The sequence below is a fragment of the Stutzerimonas stutzeri genome, assembly GCF_024448955.1.
GTDB lineage: Bacteria > Pseudomonadota > Gammaproteobacteria > Pseudomonadales > Pseudomonadaceae > Stutzerimonas > Stutzerimonas stutzeri_AQ.
Map to the genome: position 1 here is coordinate 289,956 of NZ_JAMOIH010000004.1, position 25,972 is coordinate 315,927.

The following is a 25,972-nucleotide window of genomic DNA, read 5'->3' on the forward strand; positions in this document are numbered from 1 at the left end:
GTCGTCCTGCTCAATCGACGGCGGACGCTTCAATCTTATCCAGTTGCGAAATCTGGCCTTTGGCTCGCCGCATATCCTGGCGCAGAGCCACTTCCTGAACCTCGCGACGCATTACCAGATCCGCCAGACTGATGCCGCTTAGAAACTCGTGGATCTGCTGACTCAAATCGCACCACAGATGGTGGGTCAGGCAGGTATCACCCGAATGACAGTCACCCAGCCCCTGGCAGCGCGTGGCATCGACCGACTCGTTGACTGCGTCGATGACTTGCGCAACCTGAATACCGGCCATTTCACGGGAAAGTTGATAACCGCCACCCGGCCCCCGAACGCTGGTAACCAGACTGCCACGGCGCAGTTTGGCGAATAGCTGTTCAAGGTAAGAGAGCGAGATGCCCTGCCGCTCGGATATATCGGCAAGAGACACCGGCCCATGTTGCGCATGCAGCGCCAGATCGAGCATCGCAGTGACGGCGTAACGGCCTTTGGTAGTCAATCGCATCGGTTTGCACCAAGCATCATGGTTTGGCGCAAGTATGCAATACCCGACTATTTAGATCAACTATAAGACCTATTAACCCACTCGGACTTTAGCTGCTGAGCAAAGCGAAGGCCGGAACGTAGTCCGCATCCGCAAAAGGCGCGCATCATAACAGCGCGCCCCGCCTATCGCACCCCAGCCCTCAGTGGCGAGCCTCATCGCCAGCATCCTTGACCTCAGCGAAATCCTCCTCACGCAGCTCGGGCATCTGCTTGGCGCAATAGTCGCTGCCTAGCGCAGTCAGCGCCTGACACATACCCTCCATGCGCTCTTCGACAGCTTGGACGTGATCGAGCAACTGGCCAATGGCGCGGGCCACCGGGTCTGGCATATCTTCGGTCACCCCGTAAGCATCGAAGCCGATCTTCTCGGCAATCGCCTTGCGCTTGGCTTCTTGCTCTTCGTCCGACTTGACGATCACGCGCCCCGGAATGCCGACCGCGGTAGCACCCGCCGGAACCGCGCGGGTAACCACCGCGTTGGAGCCGACCTTGGCGCCAGCACCTACTGTAAACGGGCCGAGTATCTTCGCGCCTGCTCCAACAATCACACCGTCTTCGAGCGTAGGGTGGCGCTTGCCCTTGTTCCAGCTAGTCCCACCCAACGTGACACCATGATAGAGCGTCACGTCATTCCCGATCTGCGCAGTCTCGCCAATCACAATACCCATCCCATGATCAATAAAAAAACGCCGACCGATATGCGCTCCCGGATGGATCTCGATACCCGTCAGCCAGCGCGCCAGGTTTGAATTCACTCGCGCCAGCCACTTCCAATCCTTCATCCACAACCAATGCGAAACACGATGAAACCAGACGGCGTGCAGCCCCGGATAACAAGTGATGACCTCGAATGCGTTACGCGCCGCCGGATCGCGATGAAAAACACTCTGGATATCTTCGCGCATGCGTTCGAACATCAATCAGATCTCCGCTTGTGGGGTTCGCCGCGGACGGCCTTCTGGGTTTCGGTCAGAATTCCGCGCAGGATGTTCATTTCGAGCTTGCTGATGCCGCTACGCCCGTAAAGCCTGCGCAGACGCGGCATAAGGTGACGAGGCTTCTGCGGGTCGAGAAAGCCGATATCGATCAAGGTCTGCTCGAGATGCCCGTAATAATGCTCAAGCTCGTCAGCGGTCACGGGCTGCGCATTGAGCATCGATGTGGTTTCGAGCTTCTCCTGCTTGCTTGGCTGGCCGTTCGCCGCGAGCCAGGCCATACGCACTTCGTACGCGAGAACCTGCACCGCCGCAGCCAAGTTCAGCGAACTGAAATCAGGATCGGACGGGATATGCACATGGTACTGACAGCGCTGAAGCTCTTCGTTGGTGAGACCGGCATATTCGCGCCCGAACACCAACGCGACTTCGCCGCCGCGCTCGACTTGCTCCAGGCAGACTGAACCCGTCTCGCGCGGATCCAACAGCGGCCAGGGTATTCGGCGGTCCCGCGCACTGGTCCCCAGCACCAGACTGCAGCCCACCAACGCCTCTTCGAGCGTTGCCACGACCTGTGCCGAATCGAGAATATCCGTTGCGCCCGAGGCCCGGGCAATAGCGTTCGGACTGGGAAAATCCTCCGGATCCACCAGAACCAGACGGGACAAACCCATATTTTTCATAGCCCTGGCCGCGCCACCGATATTGCCGGCATGACTCGTATTGACCAGCACCACACGAATATTCTGAAGCGACACAGTTATTCTCGACCAAAAAGCGAACCGAAAGCTTACAGGAAGGGATTACGCCTTCGCCATTACCGTCCCGACGGTCTCCACCCCCATACACCCGAGCCAGCTTTCTGATAGAATTGCCGGCTTTCTTTAAACGACCAGGTATTTGATCGATGCAGCCCATGCTGAATATCGCGCTGCGCGCCGCCCGTAGCGCCGGCGAAATGATTGTTCGTTCCACCGAGCGCCTGGACGTGATCTCGGTTAGCGAAAAGGACGCGCGCGATTACGTCTCGGAGATCGACCGAACAGCCGAACAGCTGATCGTTGCCGCGCTGCGCAAGGCTTATCCGAATCACGGCATTCTGGGCGAGGAAGGGGGACTGCTGGAAGGCAGCGGTGACGGCAAGGATTATCTCTGGGTGATCGACCCGCTGGATGGCACGACAAACTTCCTGCGGGGCGTCCCACACTATGCCGTCAGCATCGCCTGCAAATACCGTGGCCGTCTTGAGCATGCCGTCGTTCTCGATCCGGTTCGCCAGGAAGAATTCACCGCCAGCCGCGGTCGTGGCGCCGCACTCAATGGTCGCCGCCTGCGTGTTAGCGCGCGCAAGAGCCTGGAAGGCGCACTGCTCGGCACTGGATTTCCGTTCCGCGACGGGCAAATGGACAACATGGACAGTTACCTGAACATGTTCCGCAGCCTGGTGGGACAAACCGCCGGACTACGCCGCGCCGGCGCCGCCAGTCTGGACCTGGCCTACGTTGCCGCCGGCCGCTATGACGCCTTCTGGGAGTTCGGACTTTCCGAATGGGACATGGCCGCAGGCGCACTGCTGATTCAAGAGGCGGGCGGCCTGGTCAGTGACTTTAGTGGCAGCCACGATTTCCTCGAGAAGGGCCAGATCGTCGCGGGCAATACCAAATGCTTCAAGGCAGTGCTGACCGCTATTCAGCCGCACCTCACGCCATCACTGAAGCGCTAACGATCGGCAGAAATAAAAAACGCCCCACGGGGCGTTTTTTATTTGAAGCGGAAGGGGCTTACTGCTGTGTCAGCATCAGCTGACCATCCTGCACAGGAATGCGATTACCGGGGTCGCGGTCCATCCGCACCGTGCCGATCTTGCCGTCCAGATCATACTTGACCTCGTAGCCGACGATCTTGTCGTGAGTGTCGGTCACGGTATTGCAACGAGTTTCGGTGGTTGTATAGGTGTCGTTGGCCTGCATGCGCCCCTGCACCTGATTGCCGGCGTAGCCGCCACCTACTGCGCCAGCCACCGTCGCTATCTTCTTGCCATTGCCGCCGCCAACCTGGTTGCCGAGCAGCCCGCCGACCACTGCACCCACTGCGGTGCCGGCAATGCGATGCTGGTCCTGCACCGGCTTCTGCCGGGTCACCGTTACCTCCTTGCAGACCTCACGTGGCGTCTTGATGACTTCCTTCACGGGCTCGACCCCGAGCACCTCGGCGAACGCCGGCCCACGATCAACCAGGGTATAGGTGGCGAATGCGCCACCTGCGGTAACCACTACGGCTCCTAGAACCGCGCCAACCACCATCGACTTGTTCACTGCATCTTCCTTCTTCCGGCGGGCAAGGTCCCGCTGCGGCGGGTTAGGCAACCAAACTCGCCGGAAGTTCGGAATATTCAGGGACGCTCGTCGACCTCCTCGACAACCGGCGGAATCAGGTCGTCGCGGCTCAACTTCAGCCAGATCAGGAAAATGCTGGCGATATAGACGGAGGAATAGGTTCCCGCACCGACACCGATCATGAGCGCCAGGGAGAAGCCCCAGAGGTTTTCTCCGCCAAAGAACATCAGCGCGGCAACCGCCAGCAGCGTAGAGACCGAGGTAGCCAGCGTTCGCAGCAAGGTCTGGGTCGTGGAGATGTTGATGTTTTCGATCAGCTCCGCCCGACGCAGCAGCCGGAAGTTTTCCCGTATGCGGTCGAAGATCACGATGGTGTCGTTGAGTGAGTAACCGATGACCGCCAGCACTGCCGCCAGCACCGTCAGATCGAAGGATATCTCGAAGAACGAGAAAACGCCCAGCACCACGATGACGTCGTGAAACAGCGACAGCAACGCACCGACGCCGAATTTCCATTGAAAGCGGAACGCCACATAGATGAGGATCCCACCCAAGGCCAACAACATGCCCAGGCCGCCCTGATCGCGTAGCTCCTCGCCCACCGAAGGACCCACGAACTCTGCGCGCTTGACGACGATATCGCCACCTACCTCGTACTCTCGCAACGATTCGGCAATACGCTCACCCAATCGTGGATCAGCACCCGGCATCCGGATCAGCACATCAGTGGTCGCGCCGAAACTCTGCACCAGCGCGTTCTCGAAGCCGCTCTCGCTCAGCTGACCCCGTATCTGATCCAGAGGAACCGGAGTCTCATAGGTCAGCTCAACCAGGGTACCGCCGGTGAAATCCAGGCCGAAATTCAAGCCCTTCACTGCCAGGCTGGCCAGCGAGGCAACGGTCAACAGCATCGTCAGGACAAAGGCCAGATGACGCACCGCCATGAAATTGATTACGCGTTTCATCGTGCTAGCCCCTTAAATCCACAGCTTTTTGAGATCGCGGCCACCATAGATCAGGTTGACCATGGCACGGGTCACGATAACGGCCGTGAACATCGACGTCAGAATGCCGAGCGACAGCGTGACCGCAAAACCCTTGATCGGCCCGGTGCCCATGGCGAAGAGAATGCCGCCCACCAGCAGCGTGGTGAGGTTGCCGTCGACGATGGCAGACAGCGCGCGGTCGAAGCCCTCGTGGATGGCTCGCTGCACCGACATGCCATTCTGAATCTCCTCGCGAATCCGCGAGAAGATCAGCACGTTGGCATCCACCGCCATGCCCATGGTCAGCACGATACCGGCGATACCTGGCAAGGTCAGGGTCGCGCCCAGCAGCGACATCAGCGCAGTCAGCACCACCATGTTGAACAGCAGCGCCACGGTTGCCAGCACGCCGAAGAACTTGTAGATCAGCACGATAAAAATCGCGACGAACAGGAAGCCCCACAGTGCCGCCTGCACGCCCAGTTTGATGTTCTCGGCACCCAGGCTCGGGCCGATGGTGCGCTCTTCAGCAAAGTACATCGGCGCAGCCAGTCCACCGGCACGGAGCAACAACGCCAGTTCGGAAGATTCACCCTGACCATCGAGACCCGTGATGCGGAACTGACTGCCCAGCGGCGATTGGATGGTCGCCAGGCTGATGATTTTCTTTTCCTCCTGGAAGGTCTCGATTCGCTCTTCCTGCTCGACGCCATCGACCATCCGCTTCACATAACGCGTCTGTGGTCGCTGCTCGATGAAGACAACCGCCATGCTGCGACCGACATTGTTGCGCGTGGCCCGGTTCATCAGCTCGCCGCCGTGTCCATCCAGACGGATGTTGACCTGCGGACGACCATTCTCGTCGTAGCTGGCCTGGGCATCGGTGACCTGATCGCCGGTGATGATCAGCGTGCGCTCCAGCTGCGCCGGCGGGCGGCCTTCCTGGCGGAACTCGAAGGACTCCGTAGTCGCGCGGGGGGCATCCATTTCTGCCGCCAGACGGAACTCCAGGTTCGCGGTCTTGCCGAGGATGCGCTTGGCTTCGGCGGTGTCTTGCACACCCGGCAACTCGACCACGATGCGGTTGGCGCCCTGGCGCTGCACCAGCGGCTCGGACACGCCCAGCTCGTTGACCCGGTTACGAACCGTAGTGAGGTTCTGCTTGATGGAGTACTCGCGTATTTCCGCCAGCTTCGCCTCGGTGAGAGCCAGGCGCAGCACCTGCTGGCCATTGCGTTCGGCGGAGCTGATGTCGAAATCGGTGAAATTCTTGCGAACCAGGGCTTGCGCAGCGGACAGCGTAGCCTGGTCGGCAAAGCCGAGCTGCACCGCATTGTTCTGCGTGGGCAAGCTGCGGTAGCGGATACGCTCCTTGCGCAGCAGGCTCTTGACTTCCCCTTCATGGACGTTCAGACGAGTCTCGACGGCCTTCTCCATGTCCACTTCGAGCAGGAAGTGCACACCGCCCGACAGGTCCAGACCGAGCTTCATCGGGCTCGCACCGAGACTGCGCAACCAGTCAGGCGTGGTCGGGGCCAAGTTGAGGGCAACGACATAGGCATCGCCGAGGGCACGACGGATCACGTCCTTGGCCGGCAACTGATCGTCCTGGCGCAGCAGGCGCAACAGGCCGCCTCGGCCCTGCTCGTCCAGTGAAGCAGCCTTGACCTCGATTCCGGCTTCCTTGAGCGCCGTAGTCGCTCGATTCAGATCAGCCTCGGTCACGTTCAGCGAGGTGGCAGCACCAGTGATCTGGACCGCCGGGTCGTCGGGATAGAGATTAGGTGCCGAATAAATGCAGGCAACCGCCAGCACCACCAATATCAACAGGTATTTCCAGAGGGGGAATCTATTGAGCATGACGCAGCCCGTCTAATGACGCGGGGCGCCTTGCGCGCCCCGTCGTTGGTGTTGAATAGAAGTCAGCTCAGATGGCTTTCAGGGTGCCCTTGGGCAGGGTCGCGGCAATCGCCACCTTCTGAAACTTCAGTTCGACGCTGTCGGAGACTTCGATCACGACGAAGTCATCGGCTACTTTGGTGACCTTGCCGGCGATGCCGCCGGAAGTGACCACTTCATCGCCCTTCTGCAGGCCACCGATCAGGTTCTTGTGTTCCTTGGCGCGCTTGGCCTGGGGACGCCAGATCATCAGATAGAAGATGACCAGGAAGCCGACCAGGAACAGCCACTCGAAACCGCTACCAGCGGGACCAGCAGCAGCCTCTTGTGCGTAGGCGGCGGGAATCAGAAAGCTCATGTAGCACTCCTGTTGCAGAGATAAGTTGAATTCGTCACGCAAGCGGCGGGGTTGGCAGACCGCGCTTGGCATAGAAGGCGTCGACAAAGGTCGCCAATGTACCCTGCTGGATAGCATCGCGTAAACCGGCCATCAGACGCTGGTAGTGACGCAGGTTGTGGATTGTATTCAACATGCTGCCCAGCATTTCGCCGCACTTGTCCAAATGGTGCAGATAGGCGCGGGAGAAGTGTTTGCAGGTGTAACAATCGCAGCCGGCATCCAGCGGTGAATCATCGTGCCGATGCACCGCATTGCGAATCTTGATCACGCCAGTGTCGGTGAACAGATGGCCGTTGCGGGCATTGCGGGTCGGCATTACGCAGTCGAACATGTCCACGCCGCGACGCACGCCCTCAACTAGGTCCTCGGGCTTGCCGACCCCCATGAGATAGCGGGGCTTGTCGGCCGGCATCCGCGACGGCAGGAAATCCAGCACCCGGATCATCTCTTCCTTCGGCTCGCCCACCGACAGCCCGCCGATTGCCAGACCGTCGAAGCCAATCTCGCACAGCCCTTCCAGCGAGCGCATGCGCAGCGATTCGTGCATTCCGCCCTGAACGATGCCGAACAGCGCCGCGACGCTATCGCCGTGCGCCTCCTTGGAGCGCTTGGCCCAGCGCAGCGACAACTCCATGGAGCGCCGCGCCACCTCCTCGTCGGCCGGATAGGGCGTGCATTCATCGAAGATCATCACGATATCGGAGCCCAGGTCGCGCTGGACCTGCATCGACTCTTCCGGCCCCATGAATACTTTTGCGCCATCGACCGGAGAAGCGAAGTAGACACCCTCCTCCTTGATCTTGCGCATCGCCCCCAGGCTGAACACCTGGAAGCCACCCGAATCGGTCAGGATCGGCCCCTTCCATTGCATGAAATCGTGCAGATCGCCGTGGGCCTTGATCACTTCGGTGCCGGGACGCAGCCACAGGTGGAAGGTATTGCCGAGAATGATCTCGGCACCGATTTCCTCGACATCGCGCGGCAACATGCCCTTGACCGTGCCGTAGGTACCCACCGGCATGAACGCCGGCGTCTCTACCGTGCCGCGCGGAAAGGTCAGGCGTCCGCGGCGCGCCCTGCCATCGGTGGCGAGCAGTTCGAAGGACATATGGCAGGTACGACTCATGGGGTTTCCTCGGGGCCGCGCGGGGCCGGGTTGCGCGTGATGAACATGGCATCGCCGTAACTGAAGAAGCGATAACCCTCGGAGACGGCTTCAGCGTAGGCAGCCATGGTTTCCGGGTAGCCGGCGAACGCCGAGACCAGCATCAGCAGGGTCGATTCAGGCAGATGGAAGTTGGTCACCAGGGCATCCACCACATGAAAGGGCCGGCCTGGATAGATGAAGATGTCGGTATCGCCACTGAAAGCCTTAAGCGTGCCGTCGCGCGCCGCGCTCTCCAGCGAACGCACGCTGGTGGTACCCACCGCGATGACACGACCACCGCGCTGACGGCAGGCCGCGACGGCATCGACCACATCCTGGCCGACCTCGAGCCACTCGCGATGCATATGGTGATCTTCGATGCGCTCGACGCGCACCGGCTGGAAGGTGCCAGCGCCCACATGCAGCGTGACGAAAGCGCGCTCTACGCCTTTCTCTTCCAGTGCCGCCAGTAGCGGTGCATCGAAGTGCAATCCCGCCGTTGGCGCAGCAACAGCGCCTGCCCGCTGCGCATAAACCGTCTGATAGCGTTCGCGATCAGCGGTTTCGTCCGGTCGGTCTATATAAGGAGGCAGCGGCATGTGCCCGACACGATCGAGCAAGGGCAGCACGTCTTCCACGAACTCCAATTCGAACAGGGCGTCATGGCGCGCCAGCATCAGCGCTTCACCACCGCCCTCGATATGAATTTTGGTTCCCGGCTTCGGTGACTTGCTGGAGCGGATATGTGCCAGCACGCGACGACCATCGAGCACGCGCTCGACAAGCACCTCGACTTTGCCGCCCGTTTCCTTCTGGCCGAACAGACGCGCCGGAATCACCCGCGTGTCGTTGAAAACCATCAGATCGCCAGGCAACAGGTAGTCGAGCAGCTCGGCGAACCCACGATGCTCCAGCCGCCCGGTCATTCCATCGAGCACCAGCAGCCGGCTGGCCCGGCGCTCGGCCAGCGGGTGGCGAGCAATCAGCGAATCGGGGAGCTGAAAGGAGAAATCGGAAACTTGCATTGAAAATGATCAGCACGAGGCTTTGGGGGCGCAAAGCTTAGCGGAAACGCCTCAATCTGACCACGCCAGACGATTGACCGACTCGCATTGCATCCCTATACTGCGCCGCCACTGTGCCTCGATGGCGGAATCGGTAGACGCAGCGGATTCAAAATCCGCCGTTGGTAACAACGTGAGAGTTCGAGTCTCTCTCGAGGCACCATGAATCAGAAGCCACAGGCAACCGATCGCCTTTGGAACAGGGGAACCGCGCAGCAGTAGCGGCATCGCCCCAGCAGTATCGATGCGCCACGCGCATCAGCAAGCGCGACATGCTTTATCGGGCTATATCGCAGCACGCTCTGAAGCGCTCATCGAGAGCTTCGTAACGGCGCAGCGCATCTCGCTCCATGGCGACATCATAAAGAACGCAAGCAACGCTAAAGCGCGCCGAAATGGCGCCGTCTGTAGTGGGCAAACTCTATGACTCCGAGGGCTTGGCATTGGCCGGCGAGTTATCGTAGAGTGTGCCCACTGTGTTTGCATGGGTCGCCGTTGAATCGTGACCTGGTGCAGTAGATCTTCAGATCCGCTACATCCCGTTCGACTCTTTACTCCTTGCAACCAGTCTCCGCTTCCTGCCCTACGCAGGGGCGCTTCTACTATTGAGTTTCAAGGATACAAAGACATGTCGAATCGTCAGAACGGTACCGTCAAGTGGTTTAACGACGAGAAAGGTTTTGGTTTCATCACTCCCGAGAGCGGTCCGGATCTGTTCGTGCACTTCCGCGCGATCGAAGGCAACGGCTTCAAGAGCCTGAAAGAAGGCCAGAAAGTCAGCTTCATCGCTGTGCAAGGTCAAAAGGGCATGCAGGCTGACCAGGTTCAAATCCAGGAATAAGCCCTCGCTCCGAAAAGCCCCTGATGGCAACATCAGGGGCTTTTTTATGCGCGCGATTCCGTAGAATGCGCACTGCCATTTTTAGCGAGACACCCATGCGCAACCATCTGCTCAACCCGCAGGGCCAGTTTCCTGCAGCCGGCCTATTTCGCCGGCTCGCCGCAATCTTCTACGATTCGTTTCTTTCCATCGCACTGATGATGGTGGTCACGCTGCTCTACCAGCAGGGCGTGCTGCGCCTGATTTACGGCAGCGAAGGCCTGCAGGCATTGGCAGACGCTGGCGGCCTGGACATCGATCCGATCCTGTCCACGCTGCTGCTGTTCAGCCTGTTCGGCTTTTTCGCCAAGTTATGGACCCACAATGGCCAGACGCTTGGCATGCAGGTCTGGGGCGTGCGCATTCAGAACGCCGACGGCAGCGCCATCGACCTGTGGCAAGCGCTGCTGCGCTTTCTGATTGCAATCATGTCCCTGCTGGCGCTGGGGCTGGGCTATTGGTGGATGCTCTGGGACAAGCAGCACCGCACCTGGCATGACATCTATTCGGAAAGCCAAGTCGTTCAGCTACCGAAGAATATTCATAAGAAATAGCTTCGAGCTCGCAACTGCTCTCGCCGCCTAGTCGAGCGCTCTTGCAGCTTGAAGCTTTATTAGCCCGCCCGCCGCAACAACCAAACGCCCGCTAGCGCACAGATGCCTGCGGGCACCGCCACCGCCAGCAGCGGCGAGAAGCCGAACACCTGGCTCGCCGGGCCTAGCAGGTCCTGCAGAATGCGGAACACGAAGCCGACGATCACACCGGTGAAGATGCGCTGCCCGAGAGTCACCGAGCGCAACGGCCCGAAGATGAACGAGATGGCCAGCAGCACCAGCGCCACCGTCACCACTGGCTGCAGCACCTTGGTCCAGAACGCCAACCAGTAGCGCCCATTATTCAGCCCTTGGTCGCCGAGGTAGTGGATATAGCGCCACAAGCCGGTGACGGACAGGGCATCAGGCTCCATGACCACGGTACCGACCAGCTGCGGCGTCAATAGCACGTCCCAACGCTCCTCGGCGGCTTTGACCACCTCGGTATGATCGCCGCGGAAATGCGTGGTAGCGACGTCGCTGAGCTGCCAATGATCGCCATCGTAGCGCGCCCGGCGGGCAAAACTTGCCGAGAGAAGCTGCCGCTGCTCATCGAAGCGGTAGCGCGTGACACCCAGCAGCAGACCGCTTGGCTGCACCGCATTGATGTGTACGAATTCGTCGCCCTGACGATGCCAGAGGCCGCGCTTGCTGCTTTGCGCCTCACCTGCCCCCTGCGCCGCCGCCCGGTTGGCCTGAGCAATATTCTCGCTCCACGGCGCCAGATATTCGCCAATCAGAATACCTACTAGCATCAGCAGCAGCATCGGCTTCATCACGGCAACTACGATACGCCCGAGCGATACGCCAGCGGCACGCATGATGGTCAGCTCGCTGCTGCTGGCAAGCGTGCCGAGGCCGATGAGACAACCGATCAGTGCCGCCATTGGCAGCATTTCGTAGATTCGCGACGGCGTTGTGAGCAGGACGTAAACAGCGGCATTCAACGTGCCGTAACTCCCCTTTACGTCCCCCAGCTCGTCGATGAAAGCGAACAGCAACGCCAGCCCGACGATAATGCCGAGCACCGTAAGAATCGCCAGCAATACATGGCTGCCGATATACCGATCGAGTTTACGCATGAGCGACCCCCGACCTGCTCCGACGCTTGCTGATGGCGAGCCTCAGCGGTTCCCAGTAAAGCATCAACATTCCTATCGCAAAGAAGATTGCATGTACCCACCAGAGCCCCAATGCAACGGGGATCCGTCCCTTATCAAGGGAACCACGCGCAGCGATCAGCAGCGCCAGATAGGTCATGTACAGGAGAATCGCAGGCAGCAGCTTGAGAAAGCGCCCCTGACGCGGATTCACCTTCGACAGCGGCACCGCAAGCAGGGTCACGATGAAGACCAGCAACGGCAGCGACAGACGCCATTGCAGCTCGGACTGCAAGCGAATGTCGTCGCTGCCGAGCAATTCGCTGGTAGGCATTGCCTCGCGCTCACTCAGCTCGACGCTGACCTCCGGCTTGGGCAGCAGCACGCCGTAAGTGTCGTACTGGATCGCGCGGTAATTGGCCTGCCCCGGATTGCCGTCATAGCGGTAACCGTTTTCCAGAATCAGGTAACGGCTTCCATCGGGCTGGATCTCCTGCCGACCACTTTCAGCAACCAGCACGGATAGGCCACGCTTCTCACCGGTTGCGCTGGAAAGATTGGTCTCTGAAATGAACACGCCCGCCAGCTCCGTGCGATCGCCGGTCAACTCGCGGGTATAGGTCACTCGGGTACCGTCTCGCAGGGTCTGAAAACGTCCAGGCACCAGCGTGTCGAACTCGGTCAGCGAATCCTGCTCATTGAGAATTCGATCGACTTCGGCGACCCCTTGCGGGGCCAGGCCGAGGCTCAGCCAGCCAACCAGCGCGGCGATCAGCGCGGCCGGCGCCAGGCTGTATACCAGCAGGCGACGCTGACTCATGCCTGTGGCGGAGAGGACGGTCATCTCGCTATCGAGATAGAGCCGGCCATAGGCAAGTAGGATGCCGAGAAACAGGCCCAGCGGCAGAATCAGTTGCAGGAACCCGGGCAGGCGGAACCCCATGATCATCAGCAGCACGCCCGGATCGAGAAGCCCCTGCGCAGCCTGCGCCAGGTATTTGATAAAGCGTCCACTCATGATGATCACCAGCAGTACGGCGCTGACGGCGCTCAAGGTGACCAGAAGCTCACGGGACAGGTAACGAAAGACGATCAAACCGGACACTCCAGGGTTGTCAGGCTCCGGCGGCTACGCTCAAACTAGCCGCCAACAGCCGGTCCGCCCGCAACAGGACGTTGGATTCACGCAGCACTCTCAACGCCCCGGTGGACGAACCACCGGAAAATAGGCCCGGCATTATCCTGCAAACCCGACTCTTTGTCTTGGGGACTCGACGCCATGGAATTCGTTGTAAAAACAACCAAAGCCGCTGCGGCCAAAACAGCCACCCTGGTTCTGCCAGTTGCCGAGGGGCAACTGCTCGGGGCTACTGCGCAGAGCGTGGACCAGGCCAGCGGCGGAACCGTCAGCACCGTACTCAAGCGCGGCGACCTGCAAGGCAAACCGGGCCAGACCCTGCTACTCCACAGCGTACCGGGCCTCAAGGCCGAGCGCGTATTGCTGGTTGGCATCGGCAAGGCGGACGAACTAGACGCCCGCCAATGGCGCAAAACCGCCAGCGCCGCACTTGGCGCCCTCAAGAACCTTGGTGGCAGTGATGCGACCTTTGCCGTGCAGGATGTTCAGGTCAAGGACCGTGATATCTATGCATGCACCCGCATGCTGGTCGAAGTGCTGGCGGACGGTCAGTACCGATTCGATCAGTTCAAGAGCAAGAAGAGCGACGCGCCGGCGCTCGGCAGGATCACCCTACTCGCCGACAAGGCAAGCCAGACCCAGACCGAGCAAGCCGCACGCCACGCCACCGCAATCGCCGCCGGAATGAGCTTCGCCCGCGACCTGGGCAACCTGCCGCCGAACATATGCCACCCCAGCTATATGGCCGAACAGGCCAGGCAGCTTGGCAAGGCATTCAAGGGGCTTAAAGTCGAAGTGCTGGACGAGAACAAGCTGCGCGAACTCGGTGCCGGCGCCTTCCTCGCCGTGTCCCAGGGCAGCGACCAGCCAGGCTGCATCGTGGTCATGCAGTACAACGGTGGCAAGAAAGGCGAGCAGCCCTACGCGCTCGTCGGCAAGGGCATTACCTTCGATACCGGCGGCATTAGCCTCAAGCCCGGCCTGGGCATGGACGAAATGAAATACGACATGTGCGGCGCGGCCAGCGTGCTCGGCACCTTCCGCGCGGCATTGGAACTGCAGCTGCCTATCAATCTGGTCGGCCTGCTGGCTTGCGCGGAGAACATGCCGAGCGGCAAGGCCACGCGTCCGGGCGACATCGTCACTACCATGAGCGGCCAGACCGTCGAGATTCTCAACACCGACGCCGAAGGTCGCCTGGTGCTTTGCGACACGCTGACCTATGCCGAGCGTTTCAAGCCGCGCGCCGTGATCGACGTCGCCACGCTGACCGGCGCCTGCATCGTTGCCCTGGGCAGCAATACTTCGGGCCTGCTGGGCAATGACGACGCGCTGCTGCAGCAGGTGCTGGGCGCCGGCCAGAAAGCCGATGACCGCGCCTGGCAACTGCCGCTGTTCGACGAATACCAGGAGCAACTGGACAGCCCGTTCGCCGACATCGCCAACATTGGTGGCCCCAAGGCCGGCACGATCACCGCCGCCTGCTTCCTCTCGCGCTTCACCAAGGCTTATCCCTGGGCGCACCTGGACGTCGCCGGCACCGCCTGGATCAGTGGCGGCAAGGAAAAAGGCGCCAGCGGCCGTCCTGTGCCCCTGCTGACCCAGTACCTCCTGGATCGAGTCGAGCAGGCATGAGACAGGCGAGCGGGAACCGGACATGACACGGGTCGAGTTTTACGTATTGCCCGATAGCGAACCGGCAGGCCGTGCCAGAGCGGCCTGCCTGCTGGCGAGCAAGGGCTGGCAGCACGGGATGCCGGTGTTCATTCGCTGCGACGATAGCCAACAGTGCGGCGAGCTGGACGAGTTGCTGTGGAGCTTTCGCGCCGAACGCTTCATACCGCACGAACTGCACGACGACGATCCGCATGCGCCGGTAGTGATCGGTACGGAGCAACCGCCCACCACTGCGCAAGGTCTGCTGATCAATCTGGCGCCAACGCTATCGCCACATACCGATCAGTTCAGCCGCGTGATCGAGATCGTCAACCAGCAACCGGAGCTACTAAACCTTTGCCGGGACAATTTCCGCCTCTATCGGCAACGTGGCTATGAACCGAAGCGAGTCGAACTGTAGCGCCAGTGCCGCTGGGTTCGGCGAACTCATCGCCTTATCGACGAGTCAACAACGATAGGCATCGGGCTCATCCCGTTAACGAGCGCCACGATCATCTGGACGCTTAATCTCCGGAAACCACCGTACATGACGCAAACGCCGAAACCCACCCATCTACTCGACGACCTGGAGTCCATCCGTGCGCTGCTAGGAGATCAGGACCCGCCCGCGTTGAGCGAGACGCTGGATCCGGACAGCATCCCTGTGCTCTCGGAAATCGTCCAACCCGCAGCTTCCGCAACAAGCCAGCCAGAGCCGGAGCCCCGCGAACCCGCCGTCCGTACGGCGTTTCGTACCTTGGCCGAGCGTCATCTCGATCTCGAGTTGCGCACCGCCGCGCAATTGATCTTGCAAGAAGTGATCGACGACTTCGTTCCACAGATCGAAGCCGAGCTGCGACATCGACTGGAAGCTCGAGCCGAGCAACTGATCAAGACCCACCGCCCCTGAGCTGCCGATACGACAACTCAGGTCGCTTTTCGATAGCACCCTTCCAACCCAGCCCAGACCAGCTGTCACCTCGATCGTGGCGCGATAAAAGCGCCATTGCGGTTCTGCCGCTCGCGTACTTACCTTTATACTCTCCGGTTTTTCCGACCAGCCGTTCTAAGGGTCCCGCCGAATGGACAAGACCTACCAGCCCCACGCCATCGAGACTTCCTGGTACCAGACCTGGGAATCGAACAACTATTTCGCACCCCAGGGTTCGGGCGAGCCCTACACCATCATGATCCCGCCGCCGAACGTCACCGGCAGCCTGCACATGGGCCATGGCTTCAACAATGCCATCATGGACGCGCTGATCCGCTTCCACCGCATGCAGGGCCGCAACACCCTGTGGCAGCCGGGCACCGACCACGCGGGCATCGCTACGCAGATGGTGGTCGAACGCCAGCTGGGCGCCCAAGGCGTCAACCGCCACGACCTGGGCCGCGCCAAGTTTCTCGAGAAGGTCTGGGAGTGGAAGCACGAGTCCGGTGGCAACATTACCCGGCAGATTCGCCGCCTGGGCTCCTCGGTGGACTGGTCGCGCGAACGCTTCACCATGGACGAGGGCTTGTCCGAAGCGGTCAAGGAAGCCTTCGTGCGCCTGCACGAGGACGGCCTGATCTATCGCGGCAAGCGCCTGGTCAACTGGGACACCAAGCTGCACACCGCCATTTCCGACCTGGAAGTGGAAAACCACGACGAGAAGGGCCACCTCTGGCATCTGCGCTACCCGCTGGCTGACGGCGCGCGCACTGCCGATGGCAAGGACTATCTGGTGGTCGCCACCACCCGCCCGGAAACCATGCTCGGCGATGCCGCCGTCGCGGTACATCCCGAGGACGAGCGCTACAAGGACCTGATCGGCCGCCACATCATGCTGCCGCTGGTCAATCGCCTGATCCCTATCGTCGCCGACGACTACGTCGACCTAGAGTTCGGCACCGGTTGCGTGAAGATCACCCCGGCTCACGACTTCAACGACTATGAAGTTGGCAAGCGCCACCGCCTGCCGCTGATCAACATCTTCGACGAGAACGCAGCAGTCCTCGCCCGCGCCCAGGTGTTCCACCTCGATGGCACACCAAACGACCGAATCGACGCGTCTCTGCCGGATGGCTACGCGCACATGGATCGCTTCGATGCACGCAAGGCCATCGTCGCCGAATTCGAGGCCATGAGCCTGCTGGAAAAGATCGACGACCACGCGCTAAAGGTCCCACGCGGCGACCGTTCCGGCACCGTGATCGAGCCCTGGCTGACAGACCAGTGGTACGTCTCCACCAAGCCGCTGGCAGAGAAAGCCATCGCAGCGGTGGAAAGCGGCGAGATCCAGTTCGTGCCCAAACAGTACGAGAACATGTACTTCAGCTGGATGCGCGACATCCAGGATTGGTGCATCAGCCGCCAGCTCTGGTGGGGCCACCGCATCCCGGCCTGGTACGACGAGGCCGGCCACGTCTACGTCGGTCGCGACGAGATGGAAGTGCGCCGCAAGCACAACCTCGGCAACGAAGTGGAACTGCGTCAGGACGAGGACGTGCTGGACACCTGGTTCAGCTCCGGCTTGTGGACCTTCTCCACGCTCGGCTGGCCCGAGCAGACCGACTTCCTCAAGACCTTCCACCCCACCGACGTGCTGGTCACCGGCTTCGACATCATCTTCTTCTGGGTCGCTCGGATGATCATGCTGTCGACCCACCTGACCGGGCAGATCCCGTTCAAGACCGTCTACGTGCACGGCCTGGTGCGCGATGGCCAAGGCCAGAAGATGTCCAAGTCCAAGGGCAACGTGCTCGACCCGCTGGACATCGTCGACGGCATCACCCTGGACGAACTGCTGCAAAAACGCACCAGCGGCATGATGCAGCCCAAGCTGGCCGAGAAGATCGCCAAGCAGACCCGCGCCGAATTCCCCGAAGGCATCGCCAGCTACGGAACCGATGCGCTGCGCTTCACCTTCTGCTCGCTGGCCTCCACGGGCCGCGACATCAAGTTCGACATGGGCCGCGTCGAGGGCTACCGCAACTTCTGCAACAAGCTGTGGAACGCTGCCAACTTCGTCTTCGAGAATACCGAGGGCAAGGACACCGGCGTCAATGGCGAGGCTGTCGAGCTGTCCTCCGTGGACCGCTGGATCATCTCCGCGCTGCAGCGCACCGAAGCCGAAGTGACCCGCCAGCTGGAAAACTTCCGTTTCGACCTGGCTGCACAAGCCCTATACGAATTCGTCTGGGACGAGTACTGCGCCTGGTATCTGGAACTGGTCAAGCCAGTGCTCTGGGACGAAACCGCAAGCGCCGAACGCCAGCGAGGCACCCGCCGCACCCTGGTGCGCGTACTGGAAACCGCTCTGCGTCTGGCGCATCCGTTCATGCCCTTCATCACCGAGGAAATCTGGCAACGCGTCGCGCCGCTGGCAGGCAAGACCGGTCCGACCCTGATGCTGCAACCCTGGCCGGAATACAACCCCGAGCGCCTCGATGATGCAGCGGAAGGCGATATCGAGTGGGTCAAGGCGTTCATGCTGGGCATTCGCCAGATCCGTGGCGAGATGAATATCTCCATGGCCAAGCGCATCGACGTGGTGCTAGGCAATGCCTCGGAAACGGACCTGCGCCGCCTCGGCGAGAACGAGCCGCTGTTGAAGAAGCTGGCCAAGCTCGAAAGCGTCCGAGTGCTTAGCGAAGGCGAAGAGGCACCGCTGTCCGCCACCGCCCTGGTCGGCGACCTGCAGGTACTGGTGCCCATGGCTGGCCTGATCGACAAGGACGCCGAACTGGCGCGCCTGGACAAGGAAATTGGCCGCCTCGACGGCGAAGTCAAGCGCGTCGGCGGCAAGCTCTCCAACGCCGGCTTCGTCGACAAGGCGCCGGCCGAGGTGATCGACAAGGAACGCGCCAAACTGGCCGAAGCCGAACAGGCAAAAGCCCGACTGGTGGAACAGCGCGAGCGCATCGCCGGGCTGTGATGGATAGCTGATCGCAGCGGCTCGCCGTTGCGTTCAGTAGCAAAACGGAGTGCGCTGGCACCTGCTGGCGCTCTTCGTCTTGAGCGCCACGGTCATCTCCAGCCTTACCGTAAACCGAACGCCAGCCTGTTTGAATCGCGCTTGATCAGTGACAAGTTATAACCGGCACCGCCGGTACAATATGCCTCACAACAAAATCCCGAATAACAACTGGCAGGCCGAGCCAACGCAGAAGCTCTACGACATGAACTAAGCCCGCAGCACAGCGAGCCCGACCGGGCAGCCGTACGCGACCGTCACACGCAGGTACTACCTTTCCGTATACGGTTTTCTAACTTACTTCACTCGCTAAAGCCCATCGCCATTTTGAGCCTGCCAATGACCGAGCCATTCGGCATTCCGAACCGCCGGTCCGGTTTCTCAAGATGGAGCCCTTCCGATGTATGCACTCATGGCTGTTGTGTTTGTTCTGGGCTATCTCTGTATAGCCTTCGAACACCCACTCAAGATCGACAAAGCCGCCGCCGCGCTGCTCACCGCAGTGCTGACCTGGACCGTACTGATATTAGGCGCGGACAGCATTCTGCCGCTGCTGCAACCAGGCAGTCATGATCCAGGCGACTCATCGGCCGTGGTGGTCGAATCGTTGCGCCACCACCTCGGCGAAATCTCGGAGATTCTGTTCTTTCTGCTCGGCGCGATGACCATCGTCGAGCTGATCGACTCCCACGAGGGCTTCAAGGCCATCACCGACCGCATCCAGACACGCAAGCGCGTTCATCTGCTATGGATCATCGGCTTCCTGACCTTCTTCCTGTCAGCGGCGCTGGACAACCTGACCACTACGATCGTTATGGTTTCGCTGCTACGCAAACTGATCCGCGGGCGTCCGGAACGCTGGCTATACGTGGGCATCGTGGTGATCGCCGCCAACGCCGGCGGTGCCTGGTCGCCGATTGGCGACGTGACCACTACCATGCTCTGGATCGGTGGCCAGATCACCGCCTCCGGAGTTATCACCGGCCTGTTCCTGCCCAGCCTGGTCTGCCTATTGGTGCCATTGATCATCCTCAGCTTCCGCTTGCGTGGCGAGGCGCCGCGGCCACGCGTGCGGGCTCACCTTGCCGAACACAGCTCATCGGCTACCACTCCGTTCGAGCGCAACCTGGTTCTGGCGCTCGGCCTCGGGGCCCTGCTGTTCGTGCCGATCTTCAAAACCGTTACACATCTGCCGCCTTACATGGGCATCCTCTTCGGCCTCGGAGTGCTTTGGATCACCACCGAATTCATCCACCGCCATAAGAATGACGAGGACAAACATCCGCTGTCGGTCGTCGGCGTGCTGCGCAAGGTCGATACCCCAAGCGTGCTGTTCTTTCTTGGCATCCTGCTGGCCGTCGCGGCACTGGCGACTGCCGGTCACCTGACCCAGGTCGCTACGGCGCTACGCGAGACGATGGGCCACATCTATCCCATCAACTACGCTATCGGCCTGCTATCGGCTGTAGTCGACAACGTGCCGCTGGTTGCCGGCTCGATGAAAATGTACCCGCTGGTCAGTCCGGCTATGCTTGCCGAAGCCGCGACTGACGAAACCGCATGGCTCTCGCAATTTGTCGTCGATGGCAATTTCTGGGAAATGCTCGCCTACTGCGCCGGCACTGGCGGTAGCACGCTGATCATCGGCTCAGCGGCGGGTGTTGCAGCGATGGGCATGGAGAGGATCAGCTTCACTTGGTATATCAAGCGCGTCAGCCTACTGGCCTTCCTCGGCTACACAGCCGGCGCCGTTACCTACATCGGCATGCTCGCGCTGCGTTAACAGGCCGTAGAAAAACTACCTGCGTTGGCAAGACTGCGTTAAAAATAGGCTCGGCAAGCCGCTTGCGGCTAACGCGCTTCAGCGCGGCCCGAAGGGCGAACGAAGTGAGTAATGCTCATTTAGAACACCTAAACTCGTACGCGAGCCCGGTCCGCTTCCTCGCCTGTTTTTGCCTTGTCTTGCCTGCCTCGCTAACGTTCTTCAACGGCCTGTTAATCGATACGCCTCGTTCTGTGCCGTTGAAGCCTTCGCATAGGCTCAACAGCACAGAACCACCGTCATGGAACCGTGATGACTGTCAGCAAAACCAGAAGCAGTTTCTACCGTCGACTCTACGTCGCCTGGCTGATCGATACCGGTGCAGCCACCAGCGTGCCCGCGCTGGTCGCCGCGACCGGGATGCCGAGACGCACAGCCCAAGACACCCTGACCGCACTGGCCGATCTCGATATCGACTGCCGCTTCGCCCAGGAGGACGGCGAGCGGCATAACGCCGGTCAATACCGCATCCACGACTGGGGCGCGATCGACCGCCATTGGATCGAGCGCAACCTGCCCCAGCTCAAATCCGTTCTCGGCTACCCCTGACCGCCGTTCAGCATGAACGTCGATCTGTTGCTGGTCTTGGCATTGCTGGCCACCTGCGTCGGGCTGTTCATCCTCAACCGGCCGCGGATGGATGTCGTCGCGCTGCTGGCCATGGTCGCCCTTCCGCTGACCGGAATCCTTAGCGTTGCCGAGGCATTGGCCGGGTTCAGCGACCCCAGCGTCGTGCTGATTGCCGCTTTGTTCGTGATCGGCAACGGCCTTGTCCGCACTGGCATCGCTTATCGCCTGGGCGAGTGGCTGATGCGCTCGGCAGGAAGCAGCGAGACACGCCTGCTGGTACTGCTGATGCTTGCCGTTGCCGGATTGGGCTCGGTGATGAGTTCGACCGGCGTGGTCGCCATCTTCATTCCGGTGGTGCTGAGCATCGCTGCAAAGATGAATGTATCGCCCCGCCGCCTGATGATGCCGTTGGCGTTTGCCGGCTTGATGAGCGGCATGCTCACGCTGGTTGCCACACCGCCGAACATGGTGGTGCACAGTGAGCTGCGACGCGCCGGCCTGGACGGCTTCGCCTTTTTCAGCTTCGCGCCCATCGGGTTGACCATCCTGCTGCTGGGCATCGCCTACATGCTGCTGGCGCGGCGCTGGCTTGGGCAGTCGAGCGATCCGCACAGCACCGTCGAGCCCCGCGACACGCTTGCCGCCCTGGCCCAACGCTACCGGCTACCCGAACGCGAACGCCGTCTTCGCGTACTGCCCTCATCGCCGCTGGCCAACCAGGCACTCGACGAGCTGCAGCTTCGCTCCCAGTACGGCATCAATGTCATCGGCATCGAGCGCCAACAGCGTTTCCGCCGTCTATTGTTGATCGCCACCGGCAATACCCAATTGCTTGTGGGGGACGTATTGCTGGTTGACCTGGCGAGCCCGGCAATCGGGCTGCTTGGCGCTTACGACGAACTGGGGCTCGAGCCGCTGCAGCTCGACACTTCCTACTATGGCGATCACTCCCGCGAGCTGGGCCTGGCGGAAGTGGCGCTGCCACCGGATTCGCGTTTGCCCGGCAAGACCATTCAGGAGCTGGGCTTCCGCTCCAAGCACAAGCTCAACGTAGTCGGTCTGCGGCGCAACCACGAGGCGCTGCAAGGCTTGCTGGTCGATGAAAAACTCAAACCCGCCGACACCCTGCTGGTAGCCGGCGGCTGGAAACATATACATCGCCTGCAAGGCATGCGCCGTGATTTCCTGGTCTTGAGCCTGCCCGCCGAGGTCGATGACGTAGCACCAGCCGCCAATCAGGCGCCTTTCGCCTTGCTGGGGCTGGCCGTGATGATAGTGCTGATGGTCAGCGGCGTGGTGCCCAACGTGCTCGCCGCGCTGATCGGCTGCCTGGTCATGGGGCTGTTCCGCTGCATCGACATGGACAGCGCCTACAAGGCCATCCACTGGCAAAGCCTGGTGCTGATCGTCGGCATGCTGCCGTTCGCCCTTGCGCTGGAAAAGACCGGCGGGATAGCACTGGCGGTATCCGCGCTGATCGGCCTGTTTGGCGACGCCGGCCCGCAGGCGTTGCTGGCCTGCCTGTTTCTACTCACGGCCATCATCGGCCTGTTCATCTCCAATACCGCAACCGCGGTATTGATGGCGCCGGTGGCGATTTCCACGGCCGAGCAAATTGGCGCATCGCCCTACCCCTTCGCCATGATCATCGCACTGGCCGCCTCAGCCGCGTTCATGACGCCGATTTCTTCGCCCGTGAATACCCTGGTGATTGGCCCAGGCAACTATCGTTTCGCGGATTTTGTGCGCATCGGTGTGCCCTTCACCTTGTTGGTCATGCTGACATCGGTGTTAATGGTGCCGCTGCTCTTCCCGCTTTGAAATTTCTATCAGCCATCCGTAGCGTGGTCGCCTGACCAATGCTGCCGTTAAGCTGACGCCCTCCACGCTCGCCTGGTCCGAATCAATGACCCAACGCCCCGCCCTATTCCCTGTCCTGCTGGCCGGAGCCACGCTGTTGCTCGTCGTTCACGGCCTCGGTCGTTTCGTCTATACGCCGCTACTGCCGTGGCTGGTGGAAGACGGGCTGTTAACCGTGCAACAAGGCGCGAGCATCGCCAGTTGGAACTACCTCGGCTACCTGATCGGCGCGCTGCTGGCGTTGCGCTGGCATCGGGTCACACAGATCCGCCGAAGCCTGCCTTGGGCGCTGATAGTGCACGTGCTGACCACCCTGGCACAGACCCAGGCCGAGTCAGCGGAGTCGCTTTCGGCGCTGCGTCTGCTCAATGGCATCAGCAACGGGTTAGTGTTCGTTCAGGCCCCTTCGCTGGTTCTGGAATGGCTTGCGCGGCATCGGCGCGTGTCATCCAGCGGTCTGGTTTACCTGGGCGTTTGCGTTGGGCTGATTCTCTCCAGCCTGCTGGTGAGCCTGAGCAACGGCGTGCTGGCAGGCGCCGATCGTTGGTGGCCGGCGGCGTTGCTTTCAATCCCGCTGGCTTGGTGGGGCTGGCGCCAACTGGCGCGGCTGGACATACCCGAGGACACAACGACGGAAGACGCCGCGCATACCCGCAGCGGACGGCTGCTGGATCGCGCCAGCACACCTCTGTTTTTGGCCTATGCCGGCGCTGGCATGGGCTACATCTTGCCGATGACCTTTCTGCCGATGGTGGCGCGGCTGCAGGTGGAGCCCGGTGATTTCCTGATCGAAAGTAGTTGGCTGGTGGTGGCGCTCGCGACGCTTCCCTCGCCTTGGCTGTGGAATCGGTTGGGCGCCCTGCTTGGCGATGTCCGGGCACTGCGTTTGAGCTATGTCACTCAACTGATCGGCGTGCTGGCTGCCCTGTTGCTGCCGAGTGCGCCGGGCATCCTGCTCTGCGCCGTGCTGGTCGGCAGTACGTTTCTCGGCACGGTGCTGCTGACCCAGCGGCTGGCGCGCACGCTGCATCCACATCAGGGGCCGCGCTTATCGGCTGCGCTGATCGCCTTTTACGGCCTGACGCAACTCGCCGCTCCCTGGCTGACCAGCGTCTGGATGGGCATGGGCGGCAGCCTGCACAGCGCCTTCTGGCTTGGTGCGGGCGCGCTGCTGTGGGGGCTGATCTGGATGCTGCTGGTCCCACGCCGCGCCTGAAAGCTGTGGGACAATGCCGACTTCATCGTTACAGCAGCCGAACATGAACGTCCCAAAAGCCAATAGCCAATCACGCGCCGCCAAGCCGGCCAGCGGCACGGCCACGCTGCATCCGCGCAATCGCCACACCGGGCGCTACGATTTCCCGGCGCTGATCGCCGCCAGTCCAGAGCTGGCCGAGTACGTAATTCTCAACCCATACGGCAAGCAGAGCATCGATTTCGCCAACCCGGATGCGGTGCGGGTGTTCAACCGGGCATTGCTCAAGCAGTTCTACGGCATCGCCCACTGGGACATTCCAGCGGGCTACCTGTGCCCGCCGATTCCCGGGCGGGCCGACTACCTGCATGGCCTGGCCGATCTGCTGGCCACCCAAAACGCCGGTGAGATACCCCGCGGCGGCAGGATCCACGCACTGGACATCGGCACCGGCGCCAACTGCATCTATCCGCTGATCGGTCTACGCGAATACGGCTGGCGCTTCACCGGCTCGGATATCGACGCAATCGCTCTGGCTTCGGCGCGCACCATCGTCGCGGCGAACGGGCTCGGCAAGAGCATCACGTTGCGTCAACAGATAGACTCGCGACACATCTTCGAGAATCTCGTCCAGCCTGACGACCGATTCGACATCACGCTCTGCAACCCGCCTTTCCATGCCTCCCAGGCCGAGGCCAACAGCGGCAGCCAGCGCAAATGGCGCAACCTCGGCAAGCTCGACCCGAAGCGCAAGCTTCCGGCACGGAACTTCGGCGGCCAGGCGGCGGAGCTCTGGTGTGAAGGCGGGGAAGCGGCATTCATCGCTCGATTGGCGGACGAAAGCCGTGGCGTGGCAGAGCAAGTCTGCTGGTTCAGTACGTTGGTATCCAAGGCGGGCAATGTGCAACCGCTGCAGGCATGGCTGAAAAAACTCGGCGCCCATCAGATACTCGTCTCGGAGATGTCACAAGGGCAGAAGCGCAGCCGCTTCGTCGCCTGGACCTTCCTGAACGAAGCGCAGCAGAACGAGTGGCGCTCGACACGTTGGAAGCGTTAGCCAGGCTGATTCAACTCAGCGAACGTCGGAAGTACTTGGGCGCATCCTCATAACCCAGTCGTGCATAGAAGCGGTGAGCCGCGTCGCGTCGAACATCGCAATGAAGTTCCATGCGATCACAACCGCGACCTCGAGCACGCTGCTCGGCAGCCCGCACCAGCAGCTCCCCGATCCCCCGGCTGCGTGCCGTCGAGTCGACGCAGAGATAGCTGATCCGGCAGAAGTCGCCCTCAAGAGCTAACTGTGCGATGAAGTGCAGGGAGATGAAGCCGAGCAGTTGGCCATCATCCCCCTCGGCCATCAGCAGACAAGCATCGTCATGATCGAGTTGTTGCTGAAGACGACTGTCAATGAGTTCATCGCTTGCCGGGTAGCCAAGCTGGCCCAGCAGGCGAGCTATGGTTACAGCGTCGTCGCGGCGCGCTTCGCGCACGCGGGGCATGGCTCAGATCGCCATGTCCCACAGCTGCTTGTTCTTCAGCGCCATGGTCTGGATGTAACGCGGCTCGCCATTGAGCTCTTCCAGCTCGGTCATGCCAGCAAGCTCGCCGACCACGCGGTAGCGCTTGCCGACGCGCTTGTCCTGCAACGGATAGAGTTGGACGATCTGTTGGGCGAGTTCGGTAAGAGTGGACATGGTTCGGTAGCTCCAATAACTGCATGCCGCAGCTTTTTACAGGGCTTTGGTTACGGTTCTGCGACAGCTTTCAATCGTCTCGCTTGTTGGAGCCATCTACTGCGAATTGATTCCGTAACACCCGTAAAAACTACCAGAACGCCAAGGTGACGTTTCGTACGCGGCCGCGCCGGAGCCTGTTTTTGCGCGAGGCAAGGC

Annotated in this window: 25 protein-coding genes and 1 tRNA gene; 13 read left to right on the plus strand and 13 right to left on the minus strand. The window is 61.1% G+C overall.

The genetic code is table 11. The annotated features are described in order from the left end of the window. Nucleotides 1–10: 10 nt before the first annotated feature. From iscR to trmJ, 3 genes are all read right to left on the minus strand, one after another. Nucleotides 11–502, minus strand: coding sequence for a Fe-S cluster assembly transcriptional regulator IscR (gene iscR, locus NA645_RS06385; RefSeq protein ID WP_197445458.1), 492 nt, complete (start codon nucleotides 500–502; stop codon nucleotides 11–13). A gap of 181 nt (nucleotides 503–683) precedes the next feature. Next, entirely contained in the window at nucleotides 684–1,460 is a 777-nt protein-coding gene (cysE, locus tag NA645_RS06390) for a serine O-acetyltransferase (RefSeq protein ID WP_256048064.1), read from the minus strand. Beyond that, complete coding sequence (gene trmJ, locus NA645_RS06395) at nucleotides 1,460–2,236, minus strand: tRNA (cytosine(32)/uridine(32)-2'-O)-methyltransferase TrmJ (RefSeq protein WP_256048065.1); 777 nt, start codon at nucleotides 2,234–2,236, stop codon at nucleotides 1,460–1,462. Before trmJ ends, cysE begins: the two co-directional genes overlap by 1 nt. Before the next feature lie 149 nt (nucleotides 2,237–2,385). On the opposite strand from trmJ, the gene suhB reads away from it, so the two are divergent. Continuing rightward, the gene (gene suhB / locus NA645_RS06400; protein ID WP_168425373.1) at nucleotides 2,386–3,201 is read left to right on the plus strand and encodes an inositol-phosphate phosphatase; all 816 of its coding nucleotides are present in this window, start codon (nucleotides 2,386–2,388) and stop codon (nucleotides 3,199–3,201) included. Nucleotides 3,202–3,259: 58 nt separating this feature from the next. Here suhB and NA645_RS06405 read toward each other — a convergent pair whose 3' ends face one another. The 6 genes from NA645_RS06405 to queA all read right to left on the minus strand — a co-directional run bounded on the left by NA645_RS06405 (nucleotide 3,260) and on the right by queA (nucleotide 9,271). After that, nucleotides 3,260–3,793 carry a glycine zipper 2TM domain-containing protein gene (locus NA645_RS06405; RefSeq protein WP_256048067.1) on the minus strand — a complete coding sequence of 178 codons (534 nt, stop codon included), beginning with the start codon at nucleotides 3,791–3,793 and terminating at the stop codon, nucleotides 3,260–3,262. Between the two features lie 77 nt (nucleotides 3,794–3,870). Next, nucleotides 3,871–4,779 carry a protein translocase subunit SecF gene (gene secF, locus NA645_RS06410; protein ID WP_256048068.1) on the minus strand — a complete coding sequence of 303 codons (909 nt, stop codon included), beginning with the start codon at nucleotides 4,777–4,779 and terminating at the stop codon, nucleotides 3,871–3,873. Nucleotides 4,780–4,791: 12 nt separating this feature from the next. After that, nucleotides 4,792–6,660, minus strand: coding sequence for a protein translocase subunit SecD (secD, locus tag NA645_RS06415; RefSeq protein ID WP_256048069.1), 1,869 nt, complete (start codon nucleotides 6,658–6,660; stop codon nucleotides 4,792–4,794). Nucleotides 6,661–6,727: 67 nt separating this feature from the next. Then, nucleotides 6,728–7,057, minus strand: a complete 330-nt coding sequence (gene yajC, locus NA645_RS06420) for a preprotein translocase subunit YajC (protein ID WP_256048070.1) — start codon at nucleotides 7,055–7,057, stop codon at nucleotides 6,728–6,730. A 34-nt stretch (nucleotides 7,058–7,091) separates the two neighbouring features. After that, nucleotides 7,092–8,207 (minus strand): tRNA guanosine(34) transglycosylase Tgt, encoded by a 1,116-nt coding sequence (gene tgt, locus NA645_RS06425; protein WP_165914257.1) that lies wholly within the window; start codon nucleotides 8,205–8,207, stop codon nucleotides 7,092–7,094. A gap of 14 nt (nucleotides 8,208–8,221) precedes the next feature. Continuing rightward, a complete protein-coding gene (queA, locus tag NA645_RS06430) occupies nucleotides 8,222–9,271 on the minus strand; it encodes a tRNA preQ1(34) S-adenosylmethionine ribosyltransferase-isomerase QueA (RefSeq protein ID WP_256048071.1) in 1,050 nt (349 codons plus the stop codon). A 115-nt stretch (nucleotides 9,272–9,386) separates the two neighbouring features. On the opposite strand from queA, the gene NA645_RS06435 reads away from it, so the two are divergent. The 3 genes from NA645_RS06435 to NA645_RS06445 all read left to right on the plus strand — a co-directional run bounded on the left by NA645_RS06435 (nucleotide 9,387) and on the right by NA645_RS06445 (nucleotide 10,744). Further along, nucleotides 9,387–9,473 (plus strand) — tRNA-Leu (locus tag NA645_RS06435). A gap of 465 nt (nucleotides 9,474–9,938) precedes the next feature. Beyond that, a complete protein-coding gene (locus NA645_RS06440) occupies nucleotides 9,939–10,151 on the plus strand; it encodes a cold-shock protein (RefSeq protein WP_014853413.1) in 213 nt (70 codons plus the stop codon). A gap of 95 nt (nucleotides 10,152–10,246) precedes the next feature. After that, nucleotides 10,247–10,744, plus strand: coding sequence for an RDD family protein (locus tag NA645_RS06445; RefSeq protein WP_256048072.1), 498 nt, complete (start codon nucleotides 10,247–10,249; stop codon nucleotides 10,742–10,744). Nucleotides 10,745–10,803: 59 nt separating this feature from the next. Here NA645_RS06445 and lptG read toward each other — a convergent pair whose 3' ends face one another. Then, complete coding sequence (gene lptG / locus NA645_RS06450; protein WP_131651182.1) at nucleotides 10,804–11,865, minus strand: LPS export ABC transporter permease LptG; 1,062 nt, start codon at nucleotides 11,863–11,865, stop codon at nucleotides 10,804–10,806. Beyond that, nucleotides 11,858–12,979, minus strand: coding sequence for an LPS export ABC transporter permease LptF (gene lptF, locus NA645_RS06455; RefSeq protein ID WP_256048073.1), 1,122 nt, complete (start codon nucleotides 12,977–12,979; stop codon nucleotides 11,858–11,860). Before lptF ends, lptG begins: the two co-directional genes overlap by 8 nt. A 183-nt stretch (nucleotides 12,980–13,162) precedes the next feature. Between lptF and NA645_RS06460 the strand changes: the two genes are divergently transcribed. From NA645_RS06460 to rlmF, 9 genes are all read left to right on the plus strand, one after another. After that, nucleotides 13,163–14,656, plus strand: a complete 1,494-nt coding sequence (locus NA645_RS06460; RefSeq protein WP_256048074.1) for a leucyl aminopeptidase — start codon at nucleotides 13,163–13,165, stop codon at nucleotides 14,654–14,656. Between the two features lie 22 nt (nucleotides 14,657–14,678). Beyond that, the gene (locus NA645_RS06465; RefSeq protein ID WP_256048075.1) at nucleotides 14,679–15,098 is read left to right on the plus strand and encodes a DNA polymerase III subunit chi; all 420 of its coding nucleotides are present in this window, start codon (nucleotides 14,679–14,681) and stop codon (nucleotides 15,096–15,098) included. 126 nt (nucleotides 15,099–15,224) lie between these two features. Beyond that, the gene (locus NA645_RS06470) at nucleotides 15,225–15,587 is read left to right on the plus strand and encodes a DNA polymerase III subunit chi (protein WP_256048076.1); all 363 of its coding nucleotides are present in this window, start codon (nucleotides 15,225–15,227) and stop codon (nucleotides 15,585–15,587) included. Nucleotides 15,588–15,759: 172 nt separating this feature from the next. Beyond that, a complete protein-coding gene (locus NA645_RS06475) occupies nucleotides 15,760–18,594 on the plus strand; it encodes a valine--tRNA ligase (protein ID WP_256048077.1) in 2,835 nt (944 codons plus the stop codon). A 439-nt stretch (nucleotides 18,595–19,033) separates the two neighbouring features. Further along, nucleotides 19,034–20,416, plus strand: a complete 1,383-nt coding sequence (nhaD, locus tag NA645_RS06480) for a sodium:proton antiporter NhaD (RefSeq protein WP_256048078.1) — start codon at nucleotides 19,034–19,036, stop codon at nucleotides 20,414–20,416. A gap of 291 nt (nucleotides 20,417–20,707) precedes the next feature. After that, nucleotides 20,708–21,004, plus strand: coding sequence for a winged helix-turn-helix domain-containing protein (locus NA645_RS06485; protein WP_256048079.1), 297 nt, complete (start codon nucleotides 20,708–20,710; stop codon nucleotides 21,002–21,004). A 12-nt stretch (nucleotides 21,005–21,016) separates the two neighbouring features. Next, on the plus strand, nucleotides 21,017–22,846 hold the full coding sequence (locus NA645_RS06490) for an SLC13 family permease (protein ID WP_256048080.1): 1,830 nt from the start codon (nucleotides 21,017–21,019) through the stop codon (nucleotides 22,844–22,846). Between the two features lie 85 nt (nucleotides 22,847–22,931). Then, nucleotides 22,932–24,101, plus strand: coding sequence for a YbfB/YjiJ family MFS transporter (locus tag NA645_RS06495; RefSeq protein ID WP_256048081.1), 1,170 nt, complete (start codon nucleotides 22,932–22,934; stop codon nucleotides 24,099–24,101). 43 nt (nucleotides 24,102–24,144) lie between these two features. Next, nucleotides 24,145–25,137 carry a 23S rRNA (adenine(1618)-N(6))-methyltransferase RlmF gene (gene rlmF / locus NA645_RS06500; RefSeq protein WP_256048082.1) on the plus strand — a complete coding sequence of 331 codons (993 nt, stop codon included), beginning with the start codon at nucleotides 24,145–24,147 and terminating at the stop codon, nucleotides 25,135–25,137. 10 nt (nucleotides 25,138–25,147) lie between these two features. Here rlmF and NA645_RS06505 read toward each other — a convergent pair whose 3' ends face one another. Then, nucleotides 25,148–25,579, minus strand: coding sequence for a GNAT family N-acetyltransferase (locus tag NA645_RS06505; RefSeq protein ID WP_256048083.1), 432 nt, complete (start codon nucleotides 25,577–25,579; stop codon nucleotides 25,148–25,150). A 3-nt stretch (nucleotides 25,580–25,582) separates the two neighbouring features. Further along, nucleotides 25,583–25,774 (minus strand): hypothetical protein, encoded by a 192-nt coding sequence (locus tag NA645_RS06510; RefSeq protein WP_256048084.1) that lies wholly within the window; start codon nucleotides 25,772–25,774, stop codon nucleotides 25,583–25,585. Nucleotides 25,775–25,972 lie beyond the last annotated feature (198 nt).

What these genes read in the sequence shown, in the direction of transcription:
- iscR (WP_197445458.1), bottom strand. Translation starts at nt 502, where the DNA reads ATGCGATTGACTACCAAAGGCCGTTACGCCGTCACTGCGATGCTCGAT.
- cysE (WP_256048064.1), bottom strand. Translation starts at nt 1,460, where the DNA reads ATGTTCGAACGCATGCGCGAAGATATCCAGAGTGTTTTTCATCGCGAT.
- suhB (WP_168425373.1), top strand. Translation starts at nt 2,386, where the DNA reads ATGCAGCCCATGCTGAATATCGCGCTGCGCGCCGCCCGTAGCGCCGGC.
- secF (WP_256048068.1), bottom strand. Translation starts at nt 4,779, where the DNA reads ATGAAACGCGTAATCAATTTCATGGCGGTGCGTCATCTGGCCTTTGTC.
- secD (WP_256048069.1), bottom strand. Translation starts at nt 6,660, where the DNA reads ATGCTCAATAGATTCCCCCTCTGGAAATACCTGTTGATATTGGTGGTG.
- yajC (WP_256048070.1), bottom strand. Translation starts at nt 7,057, where the DNA reads ATGAGCTTTCTGATTCCCGCCGCCTACGCACAAGAGGCTGCTGCTGGT.
- tgt (WP_165914257.1), bottom strand. Translation starts at nt 8,207, where the DNA reads ATGTCCTTCGAACTGCTCGCCACCGATGGCAGGGCGCGCCGCGGACGC.
- queA (WP_256048071.1), bottom strand. Translation starts at nt 9,271, where the DNA reads ATGCAAGTTTCCGATTTCTCCTTTCAGCTCCCCGATTCGCTGATTGCT.
- NA645_RS06440 (WP_014853413.1), top strand. Translation starts at nt 9,939, where the DNA reads ATGTCGAATCGTCAGAACGGTACCGTCAAGTGGTTTAACGACGAGAAA.
- NA645_RS06445 (WP_256048072.1), top strand. Translation starts at nt 10,247, where the DNA reads ATGCGCAACCATCTGCTCAACCCGCAGGGCCAGTTTCCTGCAGCCGGC.
- lptG (WP_131651182.1), bottom strand. Translation starts at nt 11,865, where the DNA reads ATGCGTAAACTCGATCGGTATATCGGCAGCCATGTATTGCTGGCGATT.
- NA645_RS06460 (WP_256048074.1), top strand. Translation starts at nt 13,163, where the DNA reads ATGGAATTCGTTGTAAAAACAACCAAAGCCGCTGCGGCCAAAACAGCC.
- NA645_RS06465 (WP_256048075.1), top strand. Translation starts at nt 14,679, where the DNA reads ATGACACGGGTCGAGTTTTACGTATTGCCCGATAGCGAACCGGCAGGC.
- NA645_RS06470 (WP_256048076.1), top strand. Translation starts at nt 15,225, where the DNA reads ATGACGCAAACGCCGAAACCCACCCATCTACTCGACGACCTGGAGTCC.
- NA645_RS06475 (WP_256048077.1), top strand. Translation starts at nt 15,760, where the DNA reads ATGGACAAGACCTACCAGCCCCACGCCATCGAGACTTCCTGGTACCAG.
- nhaD (WP_256048078.1), top strand. Translation starts at nt 19,034, where the DNA reads ATGTATGCACTCATGGCTGTTGTGTTTGTTCTGGGCTATCTCTGTATA.
- NA645_RS06485 (WP_256048079.1), top strand. Translation starts at nt 20,708, where the DNA reads ATGACTGTCAGCAAAACCAGAAGCAGTTTCTACCGTCGACTCTACGTC.
- NA645_RS06490 (WP_256048080.1), top strand. Translation starts at nt 21,017, where the DNA reads ATGAACGTCGATCTGTTGCTGGTCTTGGCATTGCTGGCCACCTGCGTC.
- NA645_RS06495 (WP_256048081.1), top strand. Translation starts at nt 22,932, where the DNA reads ATGACCCAACGCCCCGCCCTATTCCCTGTCCTGCTGGCCGGAGCCACG.
- rlmF (WP_256048082.1), top strand. Translation starts at nt 24,145, where the DNA reads ATGAACGTCCCAAAAGCCAATAGCCAATCACGCGCCGCCAAGCCGGCC.
- NA645_RS06505 (WP_256048083.1), bottom strand. Translation starts at nt 25,579, where the DNA reads ATGCCCCGCGTGCGCGAAGCGCGCCGCGACGACGCTGTAACCATAGCT.
- NA645_RS06510 (WP_256048084.1), bottom strand. Translation starts at nt 25,774, where the DNA reads ATGTCCACTCTTACCGAACTCGCCCAACAGATCGTCCAACTCTATCCG.